Source organism: Umezawaea sp. Da 62-37, assembly GCF_032460545.1.
GTDB lineage: Bacteria > Actinomycetota > Actinomycetes > Mycobacteriales > Pseudonocardiaceae > Umezawaea.
Map to the genome: position 1 here is coordinate 4227552 of NZ_CP135965.1, position 15289 is coordinate 4242840.

The 15289-nt window shown below is 66.7% G+C and carries 8 protein-coding genes; 2 read left to right on the forward strand and 6 right to left on the reverse strand.

The window, feature by feature from the left end; all coding sequences use genetic code 11:
* Nucleotides 1–270: 270 nt before the first annotated feature.
* Nucleotides 271–1539 (reverse strand): sigma-70 family RNA polymerase sigma factor, encoded by a 1269-nt coding sequence (locus tag RM788_RS18835; RefSeq protein ID WP_315933000.1) that lies wholly within the window; start codon nucleotides 1537–1539, stop codon nucleotides 271–273.
* Nucleotides 1540–2040: 501 nt separating this feature from the next.
* Between RM788_RS18835 and RM788_RS18840 the strand changes: the two genes are divergently transcribed.
* Both RM788_RS18840 and RM788_RS18845 read left to right on the forward strand, forming a co-directional pair.
* A complete protein-coding gene (locus RM788_RS18840; protein ID WP_315933001.1) occupies nucleotides 2041–2349 on the forward strand; it encodes a hypothetical protein in 309 nt (102 codons plus the stop codon).
* A 250-nt stretch (nucleotides 2350–2599) separates the two neighbouring features.
* Nucleotides 2600–3088, forward strand: a complete 489-nt coding sequence (locus RM788_RS18845) for a hypothetical protein (protein ID WP_315933002.1) — start codon at nucleotides 2600–2602, stop codon at nucleotides 3086–3088.
* Between the two features lie 450 nt (nucleotides 3089–3538).
* Here RM788_RS18845 and RM788_RS18850 read toward each other — a convergent pair whose 3' ends face one another.
* The 5 genes from RM788_RS18850 to RM788_RS18870 all read right to left on the reverse strand — a co-directional run bounded on the left by RM788_RS18850 (nucleotide 3539) and on the right by RM788_RS18870 (nucleotide 15270).
* On the reverse strand, nucleotides 3539–6676 hold the full coding sequence (locus RM788_RS18850) for a type I restriction endonuclease subunit R (protein WP_315933003.1): 3138 nt from the start codon (nucleotides 6674–6676) through the stop codon (nucleotides 3539–3541).
* Nucleotides 6676–7917 (reverse strand): restriction endonuclease subunit S, encoded by a 1242-nt coding sequence (locus tag RM788_RS18855; protein ID WP_315933004.1) that lies wholly within the window; start codon nucleotides 7915–7917, stop codon nucleotides 6676–6678. Before RM788_RS18855 ends, RM788_RS18850 begins: the two co-directional genes overlap by 1 nt.
* Nucleotides 7914–9659: an N-6 DNA methylase gene (locus RM788_RS18860; protein WP_315933005.1), complete on the reverse strand. Its 1746-nt coding sequence runs from the start codon at nucleotides 9657–9659 to the stop codon at nucleotides 7914–7916. The genes RM788_RS18855 and RM788_RS18860 overlap by 4 nt, the downstream gene beginning before the upstream one ends.
* A 113-nt stretch (nucleotides 9660–9772) precedes the next feature.
* Nucleotides 9773–11110: a DUF2399 domain-containing protein gene (locus RM788_RS18865; RefSeq protein WP_315933006.1), complete on the reverse strand. Its 1338-nt coding sequence runs from the start codon at nucleotides 11108–11110 to the stop codon at nucleotides 9773–9775.
* The gene (locus RM788_RS18870; RefSeq protein ID WP_315934681.1) at nucleotides 11107–15270 is read right to left on the reverse strand and encodes a TIGR02680 family protein; all 4164 of its coding nucleotides are present in this window, start codon (nucleotides 15268–15270) and stop codon (nucleotides 11107–11109) included. Before RM788_RS18870 ends, RM788_RS18865 begins: the two co-directional genes overlap by 4 nt.
* Nucleotides 15271–15289 lie beyond the last annotated feature (19 nt).

Sequence of the window (15289 nt, forward strand, 5' to 3'; positions counted from 1 at the left end):
GCCCCGGCTCGTCATCACGAGCCCGACTTGCTGCGCACCCTGGCCGACTCCGGCAAGCCAACGGGCGGCAGTTCGCCCGCTTTGCCCGAAGACGACTGAGTCGATCGGTGTCGGCGATTAGACCGGCGACAGCAAGATCTGAACCAGAGCGGGACCGAGGCGCTCGTGAGGCGCTGGTGGGGCGGCACCCCGCCTGAGCACGACTTCCGCCACGATCATGATCACTCGCACGGGTGACGCCGACCGGGCGGCCGGGACGAGCTGGGCGAGTCAGTTCTCGTCGAAGTACGCCTCGGCGGCGCGGCGGATCTGCGCGAGTCGCTTGGACACGGCACTGTGGTTGGCATACCCGAGGACGTCGGCGATCTCGGTCTTGCTGGTGACGCCGCTGTTGAGCAGCACGACGATCTGCCGGTTCCGGCCATCCAGGAGCGTGAGGAAGTCGTTGGTGATCAGGTTGCCCAGCACCTCGCTCTCCGGTCCTTGGACGGGGATGGTGTCGGTCAGCTCGACGAACTTCACCGTCACCTTGCGCCGCTTCCCGTGCAGCTTGCGTTCGAAGTCTTCGCGCGCGTACGACCAGTGGCTGGAGAAGTCGTCCTCGACCCGGTGGGAACGAACCGCGTCCAGGATGCCGCGCAGCCGGCCGGTCCGGTCGGCGGCCTCCACGGTCTCGACCACGGCGTCGCGGGCATCGTCCTCCCCGAACCAGACCTGTCCGCCCATCCGCGGATTGCCGGCCACGGCCCCGGCGAGCACGCTGCCGTCCTCCAAGGTGACCGGGCCGGGCGTCTTGCCCTTGTCCACCTCGGGAAAGTCCCGCAGGCGCTCCTGGATGGTGGCGGTGACCGCGGGCACCCAGAAATCCAGGTTGTGAGCCAGCAGCCGGATCGGGTCGTCGGCCGAGAACGCCTTCATCTTCGACCCCGACACCAGGTGCGGCCACACCGTCCACGCCCACGCGCGAGCCAGCCTGGCCTCGAAATCGGGCGGCAGGAAGTCGTCGATGCCCGACCAGTCGGCCATGAACGGCCACTGGCCGCCCCGCAGCAACGGCAGGCCGAACATGTCCAGCACGCGCTTGGGCAGCAGGTGGAACAGCGGCGCGTACTCGAAGTACCGCGCCCGTGTCCGAGGTACGAAGGTGACGTTGACGTCGCCGAGGTCGGCGATCCTGGCCATCGGCTCCGGCAGGTCGTCCAGGTCGAAGAAGCGCCGCCGGAACTGGGCTGCCTCCCACAGCATGTTCCACTGCGCGATCGCGAGGAACTCTTCAGGCAGGGTGTAGGCGGCCGGGAGCGTCACGTACTCCGGCGGAGCCGGTTCGAGCGGCCGGACCACGCCGCCGAAGATGAACCCGGCCGAGATATTCCGCAGGTGCGGGTACTCCTCCGGGCAAGCGTCCGCCTCCGGGAGGAACACGTCGTCGCGGCGCCACTCCAGCACCTCGGCTGGGGTCGGCTCCTGTTCGCCGCTCACCTCACCGTCCGCCACCTGCTGCTCCATGCTTCGGCCGGTCCGCTCGTCGATCTGAGTCATACCTCCATCACGACAGTCTCCGCCGGATTCGTTCCCGGACACGCCCGGCCCGAGTGCTTCTTGGCTCCGGCGTGACCGACAAAGATAGCCAGGCGCGCACGGTGCAGATGCCCTGCGGCGAGCCGCTAGATTCCAGGCGAGTCGAACATATGTGCGAGCCTGGTGGTAGTTTGCCGACGTGACTCCGCCGCCTTCAACCCCCGCGCCGGACGGCGCACTGCGCTACCGAGTCGATCAGACCGGCACGACGATCGCCGTCCTTCCCGCCACCTGCAAAGGCGGACGACACATCGTCGTCCCCGGAGTCAGCAGAGCGATCTCTGCCGGAGGCGAGGTCCGCGTGGACTGCCCCGCCTGCGCAGCGACACCCGGAGTCGACGCGAGCTGGCGGTTGACCAGCAGCCACGCCAGCCCCGACCGCGCCGAACTGGACGACCAACCCTACGGCGACCTCATCCACCACGTGCGGGCGGCGACCGGCGCGAGGTAGGCGGGTGTGTCGTGATCAACAGCCCGTTCACGCGCTGGGAGGGCGATGACATCCACGGACGCAGGCCGGTCCTCACGTCGGTGTGGGTCAACTTGGACATCCTCTTCCCCCGGCCAGCGGACGCACCACGGCACGTCATCGTGACCGGGCTGGACCTCACGGGCGTAGTAACCGGACGGCTTCATGGCCGCTTCCCCAGCGTGGAAGGCGACTGGTACGGGATCGTCAACTACGAGATCGGCTACGCCGACGGCCGCCGCGACAAGCTCCACCTGGTCGACCAGTTCGTGCCGTTCACCGCGCTGCGCGAACGCAGGTAGTTCGCACGTGACCTCCTACTCGGAGCCAGTGATCGTCGGGTCTCCCGATATACTCGTGCGCGGCGGTCACGCCCCGCCCGACTCCGAGCCGGAACGCCCACGCCACAGCCGGCAACCGAGGACAAGCCGTCTCCGACGCAGCGTGCTACTTGAATCGCCTGCCAACCTTGTGGGGCGGCGTGGGAGTCCCGTTGGGGAGCGCATGATGACCAAATCCAACAGAGCTCGCACCCGAGCGGTGCGACAGCACATGACTGAGTCCGGCACGAACTACGCGCGCGCCGCTCACGAGATAGGCGATCCTCGCCAACCTATGCCGAACCGTACCGACACCGTCCGCGCCCACGTTCGGGCGTTGTTGTCGGGGCAAGCCCAAGACGCGCGGCGACAAGATGCCGAGATCGAGGCGTTGGAGGCTAAAGGTCATCGCATTGTCGACGGCGGCCAGACAGGGCAGGACTCATGGGAGATCCTCGACTGGCGAACCGGTGAACGACTCGCCCGCGGCGACGATGGCCTCGAAGGTTACGACGCGACGACTGACCGACTCGATCCCGACGGCATGTGGTTCCACATCGACCAGATCGAGTCGGAGCCTGGACCTCGTCCCGTCACCGACGGCATTCCCAGCAGCTTGAGCGAGGCATTGGATGACTGGATCTCCATGCGGAGTACATCCGACGAAGAGATCGCCGAATTCATCGGCTGGCCTGCGGAGAAGGTTCGCGACCACAGGTGAGCACCAGCATGGCGAACGCGAAGTCGTTCAGGCACGATCCGCCAGCGCGACCGGCTGGACACGAGCAGCGTGAGACCTTCCGCGCAGCTTCTAACAGTCGGTCGTGCCAACCTGGGGCGGGGCCGGTTGTCCCGCCCCAGGTTGGCCGTCACCGGTGCGAAGACAACTCGAAATGCGACTCAACGACTAGGCTGCCGGTACGAAACCGCTGGTCAGCCCTGTTCCCATCCTTTGGTACTCCCGCCGGGGGCACCATGCTGATCAAGCGTTTCCGCAGGTCAGCCCTGTTCCTGCCGTGAGGTCAGCGAAGGCCCGAAACGCGAACCCCCAGGTCACGCCTGTTCCCGTTGGTCTCCTACGGGGTATGGGCCCCGCGTTGGCCGTTTGACGGTTCGGCCGCCCACACTGCTGGACTCTGGCGCCGGCCGTCCCTGTCCGGGGCCAGGCCGCTCACGCGTCCGTCTGCTGATCGATCGCTGCCTCGTAGAAGGCGTCCGCGAGGGCCATGATGACAGCGCTGATGGCTGGTCCGTCGCTGAAGAAGTAGTCAGCCATGGTGTTGTGGGCCTCCTGGTTGTCGACGACGGCCTCGGTGACCGCAGCTTGGAAGTCCTGCGATTCGATGAATTGCTTCTTCGAGTTCACCTTGGTCTGGTTGATCAGGTCCGGGTAGGCGAGCAGCCGCTGCACCAGTCCCTGCACGAACTCACGGACCTGCGACGCGGTGAACGACTCGGCGCCGAAGAGGTCGTTCATCTTGTCGATGACGACCTGGAGCGCGACGTACTTCGGCTCCTTCCGGGTGCCGGTGCCCGCGGCGCTGATCCCCTTCAGCTCACCGTCGCCGGTCAGGGAAATGTCGACGGCGATCTTCTTGTTGTGCTGGACCCCGACCAGGATCACATCGGAGAGGTCGACCTCCGCGGTCCAGGATGAGTCTGCGATGACCTTCTCCAACAGTCGCAGGAAGATCGACAGCATCTCCATGTACGGGTCGCCGTAGTCGATGATCTGGCTCATGAAGTCGTAGAGCCGGACGAGAGTGGAGACGTCCTTGCGGAACAGGTCGAGGGTGTTGAGGGTGACCTTGTCCTCGGCCTCGATCGCAGCCGCGTAGCGGCGGGCGAACTCGTTCTTGGGCGGGCTGATCGCAGCCGAGAGCGCGTTGTTGCCCTTCCGGGTGACCCACAGTTCAGCGACCTCGCGCACCTGCTCTGGCGTGTAGATCCCGGCTTGGGCGAGCTTGGTGGAGAGGTGGAAGACGACGTACGGGTCGGTCTCGGTCTCCAGGGTCGCGTTGGTGAAGTACGGCTCGAACGCTGTCCGGATGTCCTCCGGCTTGTTCACGAAGTCGATGACGAACGTCTTGCGCTTCTGCTCCCCGCCCGTGGTGCGATGGGTGCGGTTGAGCCGCGACAGCGTCTGCACGGCGGCGACCCCGGAGAGTTTCTTGTCGACGTACATCGCCGAGAGCAGCGGCTGGTCGAATCCGGTTTGGAACTTGTTGGCGACCAGCATGACCTTGTACGTCGCACCCTTGAAGGCGGCGGCCAGGTCCGAGCCCGCGCCGGGGTTCAGGTTGGCCTCGGTGAACTCGTCGTCCTGGCTCGGCTGTGGCCCCCAGTCCGAGACCCACTCCTCGTCCTCGGCCATCGTCACCGAGCCGGAGAAGGCGACCAGGGTGCGGTAGTTGTACAAGGCGTCCTTGGCGGCCCGCTTGGCGATGTAGGCGTCGATCGCCTTCTTGTACTTCACCGCAGCCTTGCGCGAGTCGGTCACGACCATCGCCTTCGCCTTGCCCTCCAGCAGGTGGGCGACGTTGGCGTGGAAGTGCTCGACGATGATCTGCACTTTCTGGCTGATGTTGGTCGGGTGCAGCTTCACCCACCGCATCAGTCCCTTCCGGGCTGCGGCCTCGTCCACCACCTCGTCTCCATCGCCGCTCTCGGCCTGGCCGGCGATCTTCAGCGCGGTGTCATAGGACTGATAGCCCCTGAGCACGTCGAGGATGTAGCCCTCCTCGATCGCCTGCCGCATCGAGTAGAGGTGGAACTCGACCGGCTTCCCGTCCGGCCCTTTGCGGCCGAAGAGCTCCAGCGTCTTGTTCTTCGGCGTCGCGGTGAACGCGAGGTAGGAGATGTCCTTCGACTCCGCCCGCTCGGTCATCTCCGAGGCCAGGATCGCCTCGACGTCGACGGCGCCGCCCTCCTCGATCTCCTTGACCTCTTCGGCGGTCAGCACGGCCTTGAGCTTGGAAGAGATCTGCCCGGACTGCGAGGAGTGCGCCTCGTCCGCGATCACCGCGAATCGCTTGCCTTTGAGGCCCTTGTCGGCCCGGATCTCGGCGAGCGCGAACGGGAAGGTCTGCACCGTCACCGCGATGATCAGCTCCCCGTTCGTCAACGCGGTCGCCAGCAGCCTGGACTTCGACTTGGCCCCCGCTTTGCGGACGTCCTCCGGGCTGATCGTGGCCACGATCTTCCCCGACCCGTCGATCTGCCGGATCGCGTCCTGGAGCTGTCCATCGAGCACGGTGCGGTCCACGACCACGATCACCGAGTCGAAGACCTTCTCGTCGTTCACGTGCAGCCGAGCCAGCCGATGCGCGGTCCAGGCGATGGTGTTCGTCTTCCCCGACCCAGCCGAGTGCTCGATCAGGTAGCGCTGACCCACCCCTTCCTCGCGCACCGCGGCCACGATGTTCGTCACGGCCTCCCACTGGTGGAACCGCGGGAAGAGCATGCTCGTCCGCCGCACCGAGGTGCCGGTGGCGACATCCCACTCCTCCTTGGTCTCCATGATCATCAGCCTGCCGATGATCATGAGCCAGGCATCCTTCTCCCAGACCCGCTCCCACAGGTACGCCGTCGCCGACCGCCCGCCCGTGCCGGGCGGGTTCCCCGCGCCACTGTCGTGACCGATGTTGAACGGCAGGAAATGCGTCTTCTCGCCCTCCAGTTTGGTGGTCATCGCGGCCAGGTCGTTGGAGACCGCGAAATGCACCAGGGCCCGGTGCCCGAACGACAGCAGCGGCTCCGGCCGGCCGTTGGTCAGCGGGTTCCGGCTCTTGCGGTACTGGTTGACCGCCTCATCCAGCGACTGGGTGAAATCGGTCTTCAACTCCACGGTGGCGACCGGGAGCCCGTTGACGAAGAACACCAGGTCGATGCTCCGCTGGTCAGCGGTGGAGAAGTGCACCTGCCGCATCACCCGCGCCCGCATCGTCGCGTACTGCTCGTTCGTGGTCGCGTTCAGGCTGGTCTCGGGTCGGAACTGCGCCATCTTCAACCGGCCACCACCGATGTACTGCACCCCGTTGCGCAGGATGTTCAGCATCCCGCCACCGTGTTCGAGGGGCTTGTCGAGCGCCGTGGCCAGCACATCGAGGAACTTCGCTTGCGACCCCGCCGCCCTCAAGGCCTTCTCGTACGCCGCCTGCTGGGTCTCCTCCAGCCAGGCGAACAGGTCCTCGGGAAAGAGCGCCCTCTCCCGGTCGTATCCGGTGTCATCGGCTGAGTAGTGCCACCCGTGATCGTCCAGGTACTCGCAGATCTCGGTCTCGAAGACGCCCTCATGGTGGTCCGCCATCACGCCATCTCCCGCACGTCGATCTGCCCCGTCACCGCCGCCGTGATCAACGCCGCCCGCCGCTCACGGGCCAGTTCGATAAACCGCTCGGTCTCAGCGATCAGCGCATCGATCTTCGCGGTCTGCTCATCGAGCATCTCAACCACTCGACGCTGCTCGTTCAGCGGCGGCACCGGGACAGGCAGGTTCCCGAGGGTCCACTTGTTGGTGCCTGCCAAGTTCGTCGTCTGCTTTGCGGTCGTACGGAAGTACGTTCGGGCAACTGGACCATCCAGCCAGAACACCAAGAACTCCGAGTCGAGCGCCTCGCTCGGCCTGACAGCGAAGATATGATTCTGATGCAACATGTTCGGCACCTCGCCGCGCCAGAGCGCTCCCCGGCCCAACTTGTCGATGTCCCCGCCCTCGGTCATAAGGACGTCTCCAGGCTGAAGCATCGACGCCGCAGCTCGATAAGGTAGAAGTCGGACATTCTTGATCTCCCGCAGATCGACATATCCGACCTGGACGTTTGCAACACGCAAGTACGGCCATTCAGGGGCGGCAGGATCACCCTCACCGCTCAGTGTGACCCCAGTCTGAACCGTGGAAACGTGCTTCAGTCTTGTCATGCTCCCAAGTGACTCCAATAGCGCTGTAACCGCAGCCGTGCGTCGCTCGCGGAGCAGTTCGATCAGCCACTGCTGCTCCTCGATGAGCGTGTCGATGCGGGCGGTCTCGCGGTCGAGGTAGTCAGCGATGGCGCGCTGCTCGTCGATCGGCGGGAGTAGAACAGGCATCACTCGATAGTGATCGTTGTCGATCTCCGCCTGGCCAATCCTTACGCCCCGAGACTGCAACGCGTAGCCAGCCGCGTAGGTAGGACTCCGGAAGAGCCAGTTGAGGTAGCGGGAGTCTGCATCGTGTCGAGGTGCAAAGCAGATGTAATGTCCCGAAACGATTCCTCGCAGGCCCGAGATGCCGACTGAACCTTGCCATGCCTTCATCCGGTTCGTGACCAGCCACCCAGGGTGAACAAGCTGATAGATGTTCCGGTTCTCGGCAGTCTTGTTGATGTTGTCCCGAGAGTTCTTCGCAACGACACCGTAGTCGCGGAACACCGAGAGCATCTGTTCTTCGGGGTGCCCAACATCCTTGATCCGCTCGAACATCGACCACAGTGGTGTCGTTGTCCAGCTTGCTGGAACGTCACCAATCCAAGGCACGCCCGAATTGACATACTCGGCGTATCGACTGCTCACCCCTCCACCTCCCGCAGCAGGTCAATGATCTTGGCGACCTGCTTCTCCAGGTCGGCGTCGATCTCGGCGAGGGGCCGGGGTGGGACGTACTTGTAGAAGTGGCGGGTGAAGGGGACCTCGTAGCCGGTTTTGGCCTTGGCCCAGTCGATCCAAGCGTCGGGGACGTGCGGTTTCACCTCGGCGTCGAAGTACGCCTGGATGACCTCGTCCTTTCCGTCCGCACTGGCAGTTGAGCCACCGTAGGTGAACGGGACATTCTCTGTGTCGCGCTTCTTCGTGTCCGGCTTGGGCTTGCCCTTGCGGTCCACGACCGGCTTCCCGTCCTCTCCCAACAGCGGGCGCTCGACGGTGATGGTCCAGTAGCCGAACTCGTCGATGCGCAGCACCTTGGAGCAGTCCGGGTCGGCGTCGGCGAAGTCTGCGTACAGCTTCACGACCTTGTCGCGATCGGCGTCGCTGATCTCGCGGCCCTTGGAACCGAGGTTTTTGCGCATCTTGGTCCAGAACGAGGTCCCGTCGATGAGCTGGACTTGGCCCTGGCGCTCCGGGCGCTTGTCGTTGTCGAGGATCCAGATGTAGGTGGCGATGCCGGTGTTGAAGAACATGTTGGTCGGCAGCGCGACGATGGCATCGACCAGGTCGTTTTCCAGCAACCACTTGCGGATGTTGGAGGGGCCGGATTCGGCAGCACCGTTGAACAGCGGCGAGCCGTTCATCACGATCCCGGTCCGACCACCGCCATCTTGCGGGGCGCGCATCTTGTGGGCGAGGTGGAGCAGGAACAGCATCTGCCCGTCCGAGGTCGACGGGAGGCCGGGGGCGAACCGGCCGTAGGGGCCGGCCTCGTCGCGCTCTTTCGTGACCGCCTTCGCGTACTGCTTCCAGTCGACGCCGTAGGGCGGGTTGGACATGCAGAAGTCGAACTGGCGTCCCGTGAACGCGTCATCGGTCAGTGTGTTACCGAAGGCGATGTTGGTCGCGTCGTGGCCCCTGGCGAGCAGGTCGGACTTGCAGATCGCGTACGACTGCGGGTTGTACTCCTGGCCGAACAGGCTGAGCTTCGCATCGGGGTTGTGCGCGAGCAGGTGCTCCTCGGCCAGAGCGAGCATGCCGCCGGTGCCCGCCGTGGGGTCATACAGCGTGCGGACGATGCCTGCATCGGTGAGGTCGGCATCCTTCTCAGCGAAGAGCAGGTCGACCAGTAGCCGGATCGCGTCCCGCGGGGTGTAGTGGTCACCCGAGGTCTCGTTCGCGGCCTCGTTGAACTTGCGGATGATGTACTCGAACGCGTCGCCCATGTCGGCGTTGGAGACGACGTCCGGGTGCAGGTCGATGGCTCTGAAGGACGTGAGGACCTCGCGCAGGAGTTCCGCCTTCTCCAGGGCGAGGATCTCCTTCTTGAAGTCGAAGTACTCGAACACGTCGACGTCGGGTGAGAACCGGTCGATGTAGTCGACCAGGTTGTCGGCCAACCCGTCGGCGTCTTTGAGGAGGTTGGCGAAGGAGTAGTTCGAGGTGTTGTAGAACGGTCGGCCGGTCGCCTTCTTGACCTCGATCCTGAGGCGGTTCGGGTTGTCGTACTTCGCCGCCAACTTACGGACCGTCTCAAGGTCGGGCTCAAGGATGCAGTCGAGGCGACGCAGGATCGTGAGCGGGAGGATCACGTTGCCGTACTGGTTGGGGCGGTAGGGACCCCGAAGCTGATCGGCGATCGACCAGATGAAACTACCGAGGGTGCTCACAAGGCTCCTTACAGGCTCACTCGACGACAGGTGTCGGAACGCCAGCACGAGCCCGTGCGCGCCGTCCGACCAGGCGGCGCACGGCCTGCATCAGCCGGTGCGTCGCAAGAGCATCATTGCGTATCACGACTCCGCACATGCAGAGAGCGGTATCCACCCAGGTCAGGGGGCGCATCGCTGGTCATGGGGGTCTGGGTGGGGATGCCTGCTCCGGCCGCGAGGTCTGACAGCAGCAGGGCGAGCAGTCGTTCCTCGTGCACCGGAGAACGCGCACGGTCGTAGACGACCCGTACCCCGGCGACGGCGGCCGCAAGGTCGTCGGGGGCGTCGGGGGCGTCGGGGGCGTCGGGGTGACGATTCAGGCCGCACTCCTCGGCATAGGTTCGCGCATTGAAACGCCACGACAGCGCGCCCGATGCCACGGAGAGCACTTGGTCGGCGATGGTGAACCCGGCCGGGTCGAAGTCCGCTCGCGCGTGGATCGTGCAGCCTGCGGCGGCAAGCCCGGCGAGGAGGTCGAGGGCGGCACCGGAGGCGATCCCGTCGGTGCACACCAGTGGTGGGCAGGTGGGGCCGAGCGCATCGGCAGCGGCTTCGGCGATGGTGGGGTTCTCGCACACGAAGACATCGCTCGCGGAAGCGGTCCAGGTGCCCGTGAGTGAACGAAGTGTCAGCCAGACAGGCTCGCCGGGGGCGGCGGCGCACAGCCTCGCGGCCGGGGATTCACCGGTCAGTGGGAGGTTCAACGCCAGCACGCGGGAGGACACGCCGTCGCACATCACCCCCGCGGCGGCCCACGCCGCGCGCCATGCTCGACCGGCTCGTTGTGGCCGGGGCAGGTCGTGCTCGATCGCCAGGAGACGGGCCACTCCGCGCCCCAGTGGCCGGTCCGCATCGAGCGCATGGGCGTCATGCTGGGTGTCCGCGGCGAGTTGGGCGAGCCTTGTCCCGCTGTTCGTGAAGCGAAGTCGGGTGACGAAGGTCGCCACCTGTTCGGCCAGGGGCTGGAGCTCACCAGAGCCCGGCCGAGGCAAGCCGGTGTCGGCCAGCCACCGTTGCACCACGTGCGCGACCACGCCCGATTCGATCAGGTGCGTGGCGGCGCGGTCGCGCTCAGCGGCCGCCTCGGCTTGGGCTCGGCTGCGGTGAGCCTTGTCGGGCTCGATCTGTTCGCCGTGCAACCCCTCGACCAAGCCGCGCACGCTCAGGTGGTGTTCGGCCAGCTTCGCCGCGAGGTCTTGGAGGCGGACGGGTTTACCGGCCAGTGCCCACCGGGTGCCGAGCAGCAGCGCGACTTCCCGACGCTGCTCCGCGGTCAGTGCGAGACCGGTGAGCGTTCCCGTTTCGGTGCGGTGCCCGCGCCGTGCCCGGGTGTGGACGGCGGCGAGCACGGCCGCGGGACCTGGGAGGCGTGCCCAATCCTCGATGCCGGGCGGAATCGCGGTCGTCACTCAGCGTCCGCCTCGGCGAACAGGCCATCCGCCGCCAGCAGCGCCTCGTCCGCGCGCACGTCGGATAACGGCAGTGCGACCGCGGTCCACTCGCCGCCGCACCACAGATACGGAACGGCGTCGACTCCGGGCAGCCCTTTGTGCCTGGCCAGGTCGTATACGGCCACCGCCGGTACGGTCGGGTACTTGCACCACTCGTCGTGGGCGGTCAGCATCACGTCCAGGTCGAAGCTCACCGTCAGGCCCATGAACGACGCTTTGATCTCGTCGTCCACGCCGGTCATCGCCTCGTCTAGCCACACGCAACGCGGGGCATGCCTGCCAGCCGCGTTGTAGGCGACCACCGCGGCGGCGAACAGAGGCTGGGACAGCAGCACGACCTTCTCGCCACCGGATTTGGCGCCGTGCTTGGCGGCGTCGAACGGTGCCCAGCGGCTGGTCGAACCGGGACGGTATTGCAGCGATATCTTCAGCCAGCCGCGGTAGTCCAGCGCGGTGGAAAGTTGCTCCCGCCAGTCGGCGGAGCCCCCTGCCGCTGCGTCCGCCCTGGCGGTGTCGATCTTGCGCGCGAGGAAGGAGCGCACGGTCACCTGGCGTGCGGAGGAGAGTTGCTGGTAGCCCTGGGTCAGCGCATCCACCACGGTGCCCGTGTCCGGGTCGGTGGGGTCGGGTTCCCACTTCAGCTGCACAGCGTTGCCATGCCGGGTCGGGTGACCGGCCAACTGCTTGTTGATGTCGGTGAAGGTCCGGGCGGTGTAGTCCAGCCGGTCCTTGAGGTGCTCGATGAACGTCGAGCCGAGCAGGGTGGTCAACACTCGTTGCTGTTCGGAGTCGAACGCGTTCTCCTGCGCGCGTACCTGGTCGGCGAGCAGGTCCGCAGCGGTCGGGGGCGCCTGCCAGCCGGCGGAGCTGTCGGCCAGGACGACGACGCGCTGGATCGCACAGTCCTGCTCTGGCTCCAGCACGCGGGCATCGCGATCGGGCAGCAAGTCCTGTCGCAGTGCTTCGAGCTTGCTGTAGCAGAGCCGCCAGGCGCGGTCCTCGTCCCCTGGGTCCGGCAATTCCCGGCGTGCGGCGCGGGTCGACTCGCGCGCGGACTCCACACTTCGGCGTTCCGGTTCCTCCAGCCCGAGGGGCTGCGCGAGGCCGGCGTCGTACACCTCCCACCACACCGAGAGCGCGGCATCCCGCTTGCGTTCCGCGTTTTGCCGGCGTTCCTCGTGCCGGTCGAGGGTTTCTTCGGCCCGAGTGACCGTGACCAGCGCGCCCGCACGCCTTGTCCCGAGTTCGTCAAGTTCGCGGTCGACCTGCGCCACTAGACGATCGAGCTCGGCGCGGCGGTCCAACTGCGCGTGGACATCGCTGGTGAGTGCCTCTTCCGCGGTGCGCAGGCGGACCTCCGCCTTCCGCTTCCGCCCACGCAGGTCGAGCAGTTCGGCATCGACGCCGGCGAGCCTGCGCTGAGCGCCGGCCAGGTCGTTTCGCACGCGGGTGAGGGTCGCTGTGCGCAGGTCGAGCAGTTCTTTTCGGCGGGCCATTTCGTCCACGGCCTGGTGGTAGTCGCGCAAAGCCACGTCGTGGAGTGCCAGATCGTCCAGCGGGAAGGCGTACTCGCCCGCATACGTGGAGAAGTCAGCCCAGGCGGTGTCCCTGGCGGATTCGTTCGCGCGGTGGGTGTTCCTGGCCGAGGCCGCCTTGCGTTCGCTGTCGGCTGCCTGTCGTTCCCTCTCCCGCAAGGTGGTCACGGCGTCGGTGACCACGCGCTCTCCTGGCCGCCTCCCCGACTCCTCGGCGAGGCGGCGCAGGTCGTTGTCGAGTTCCCCGAGCTTGGCTTCGATCGCGCTGGTCGATTCCCCTAGCGCTGCAAGTCGGGTTCGCAGCCGGCCGATCTCCCGCTGCCTTGCGGACTCGCGGGCGGTGGCCCCCAAGAAGGAGGCGGGTCGGGCGACCTCGGCGCGTCCGTACAGGGCGGTGCACTGCCACGTGCCGTCCGCCGCCAACCAGGTTTCAGCCGCACTACCGCCGGGGCGGGAGTCGTGCCAGCCGATCGAGGTGAGCACGGCATGGATGGCGGTCTGCGTGACACCGCCGGCCGGGGTGGGTTCCAAGACTTGCGTCAGGTTCGCGTCAACTCGAGTTTCCCCCGCGCGCACCACCGTGTCCGCTTGTTGCCCGCTTTTCACGGCGATCAGCTCGCCGTCGGCGCTCAGCCAGGCGTCGAGCACGCCCGCGGCGGCCAAAGTCGCCTCCAGCAGGTCGACCTCGTTCGTCGACAACTCGTCGACGGGCTGCACACACCGCCAGAACGGCGCACCCAGCCCGCTGTCGGGCTCCGGCCGATCGCGACGGCGCCATGAGTCGGGAGGGGTTGGCGGGCGCTCCGTCCAGTCGAGCACCCCAGCCAGTTCCGCTGTGACCTGCTCGTGTTCCACCACGAGCGCACCGTGCTCGTGGAGCAGTTCCGCGCGCCGCGATCTCAGCGTGTCGCGAACCCCCTCGACATGCCGGGCGACCGCCGCCGCGGGGGAAATACCGCGCTGTTCGGCCGGAGCGCCCGACGGGTCCGCGGCGGTCAGCTCGGCCACCAGGTCACACCAGTACTCGACGGTTCGCTCGTCGGCCTTGGCGAGGACGACGCTCGTGTTCCACTCCCTGAGCTGCCTGCGCAAGGTGTCCACTGCGGTCTCGACGCCATCCCGCGCCAGTTCCCGCTGTTCGGCGGCCTCGTTCAGGTCTGACTCCCGGTCGGCCAGCAGGTCGGCCGAACGTGCCGCTTTCGACTCGACCCGGTCGAACTCCGCACGCTGCCGCTGCAAGCGGGTGAAGCGCTCCCGGCGGACCGAGAGGTCGGCGCGCAACGCGGGCACGTCACGAGCGGGCAGGTGCCGAGTAGCCGACTGGTGCAGCCCGGCGGGGCGTCCGGCGACCTGGACACGTTCGGCCGCCCGAACCACATCCGATTCGGCCTGCTCAGCGGCGGAGGCGGTGCTTACCTCCGACTCGGCGACTTTCGCCACGTCCTCAGCCGCCTCTGAGTGGCGTTCTTCGACTCCCACGAGTTGCTCGGTCAGGGCGCCGAGCTGTTCGCGAAGCCCTTCGACGCGGCTCGCCGCGCTCAAGGCATCCTGGAATGCCTGGCTGTCCAGCAACTCGCGCAGCTCCGTGCTGAGGTCGACCCGGTGTATCCGCGCCCGGCTGATTTCCTTATCCAGCTCGCCGGCTTCACCGCGGGCGGTGGTCAACGCGGTTTCCGCAGCTCGGCGGTCTTTGGTGGTGCGGTCCAGCTCAGTGGTTGCCGCGGTCAGCGCATCGGCGCGGTGGCGCACTGCCGTGCGCGCCCAGGGGGTCCAACCGGTGCGCACGAACCCCGCCAGCCGCACGGCCGCGCTGCGGGTTTGCTCCACGGCCGTTCGCAGCTTCTCCAGGTTGTCCCACCCGTCGGCGAGCTGAGTGATCTCCGCGCTCGCGAGCGGTGGCAGGGCCGCACGCAGGGTCTCGGCCAGGCTGGCGGGGTTGAGACGTTCTCCCAGCTTGGGCTTGCGCAGTTGTTTGAGCAGCTCGGTCAGGTTGTCGTAAGCGTCGGAGCCCAGTCCGAATAGTTCGGAGGCCAGCCTGGCGCGGTATCGCACGGCGCTGTCGGGCACCGTGACGCCAGGGACCTTCTTGAGCTCTTTCTGGTCGAGCGGCCGGTCGGCCGTGGACAACTTCAGATCGCGTCCCGGACGCAAGTGGGTGATCAGGTGCCACGTGGTCACCGCGGAAGTGCCGCTGCCGCGACGGGCGCTCACACCGAGACCGCAGACGAAGAACCGCGCCGTGCCGTCGTCGTCGAGCCTGCCGAACTCGGCCCAGGCGTAACCCAGACCGGCTTCCGAAAGCGGGCGGGGGTCATCATCCTCACCCGTGGGCAACAGGTTGAAGCGCATCGTGCGGTGCTGGGATCCGAACGGATCGAGCACGGACGCACCGATCTCCCCTCGCAGCAGCATCAAGGTCGTCAGTTCGAGCACCTTCGTCTTGCCCGCCCCGTTGCCGCCGCGCAGCACCAGACGGCCGTCGGCGAACCAGAACTCCGCCTGGTCGTACTCCCACAGGTTGACGATGCCCACGCGCATGGGCTGCCAGCGGTGGAGACCCGGCTCCGGGAGACCACCTGTCATCGCTGCCGCCAGCCACCGC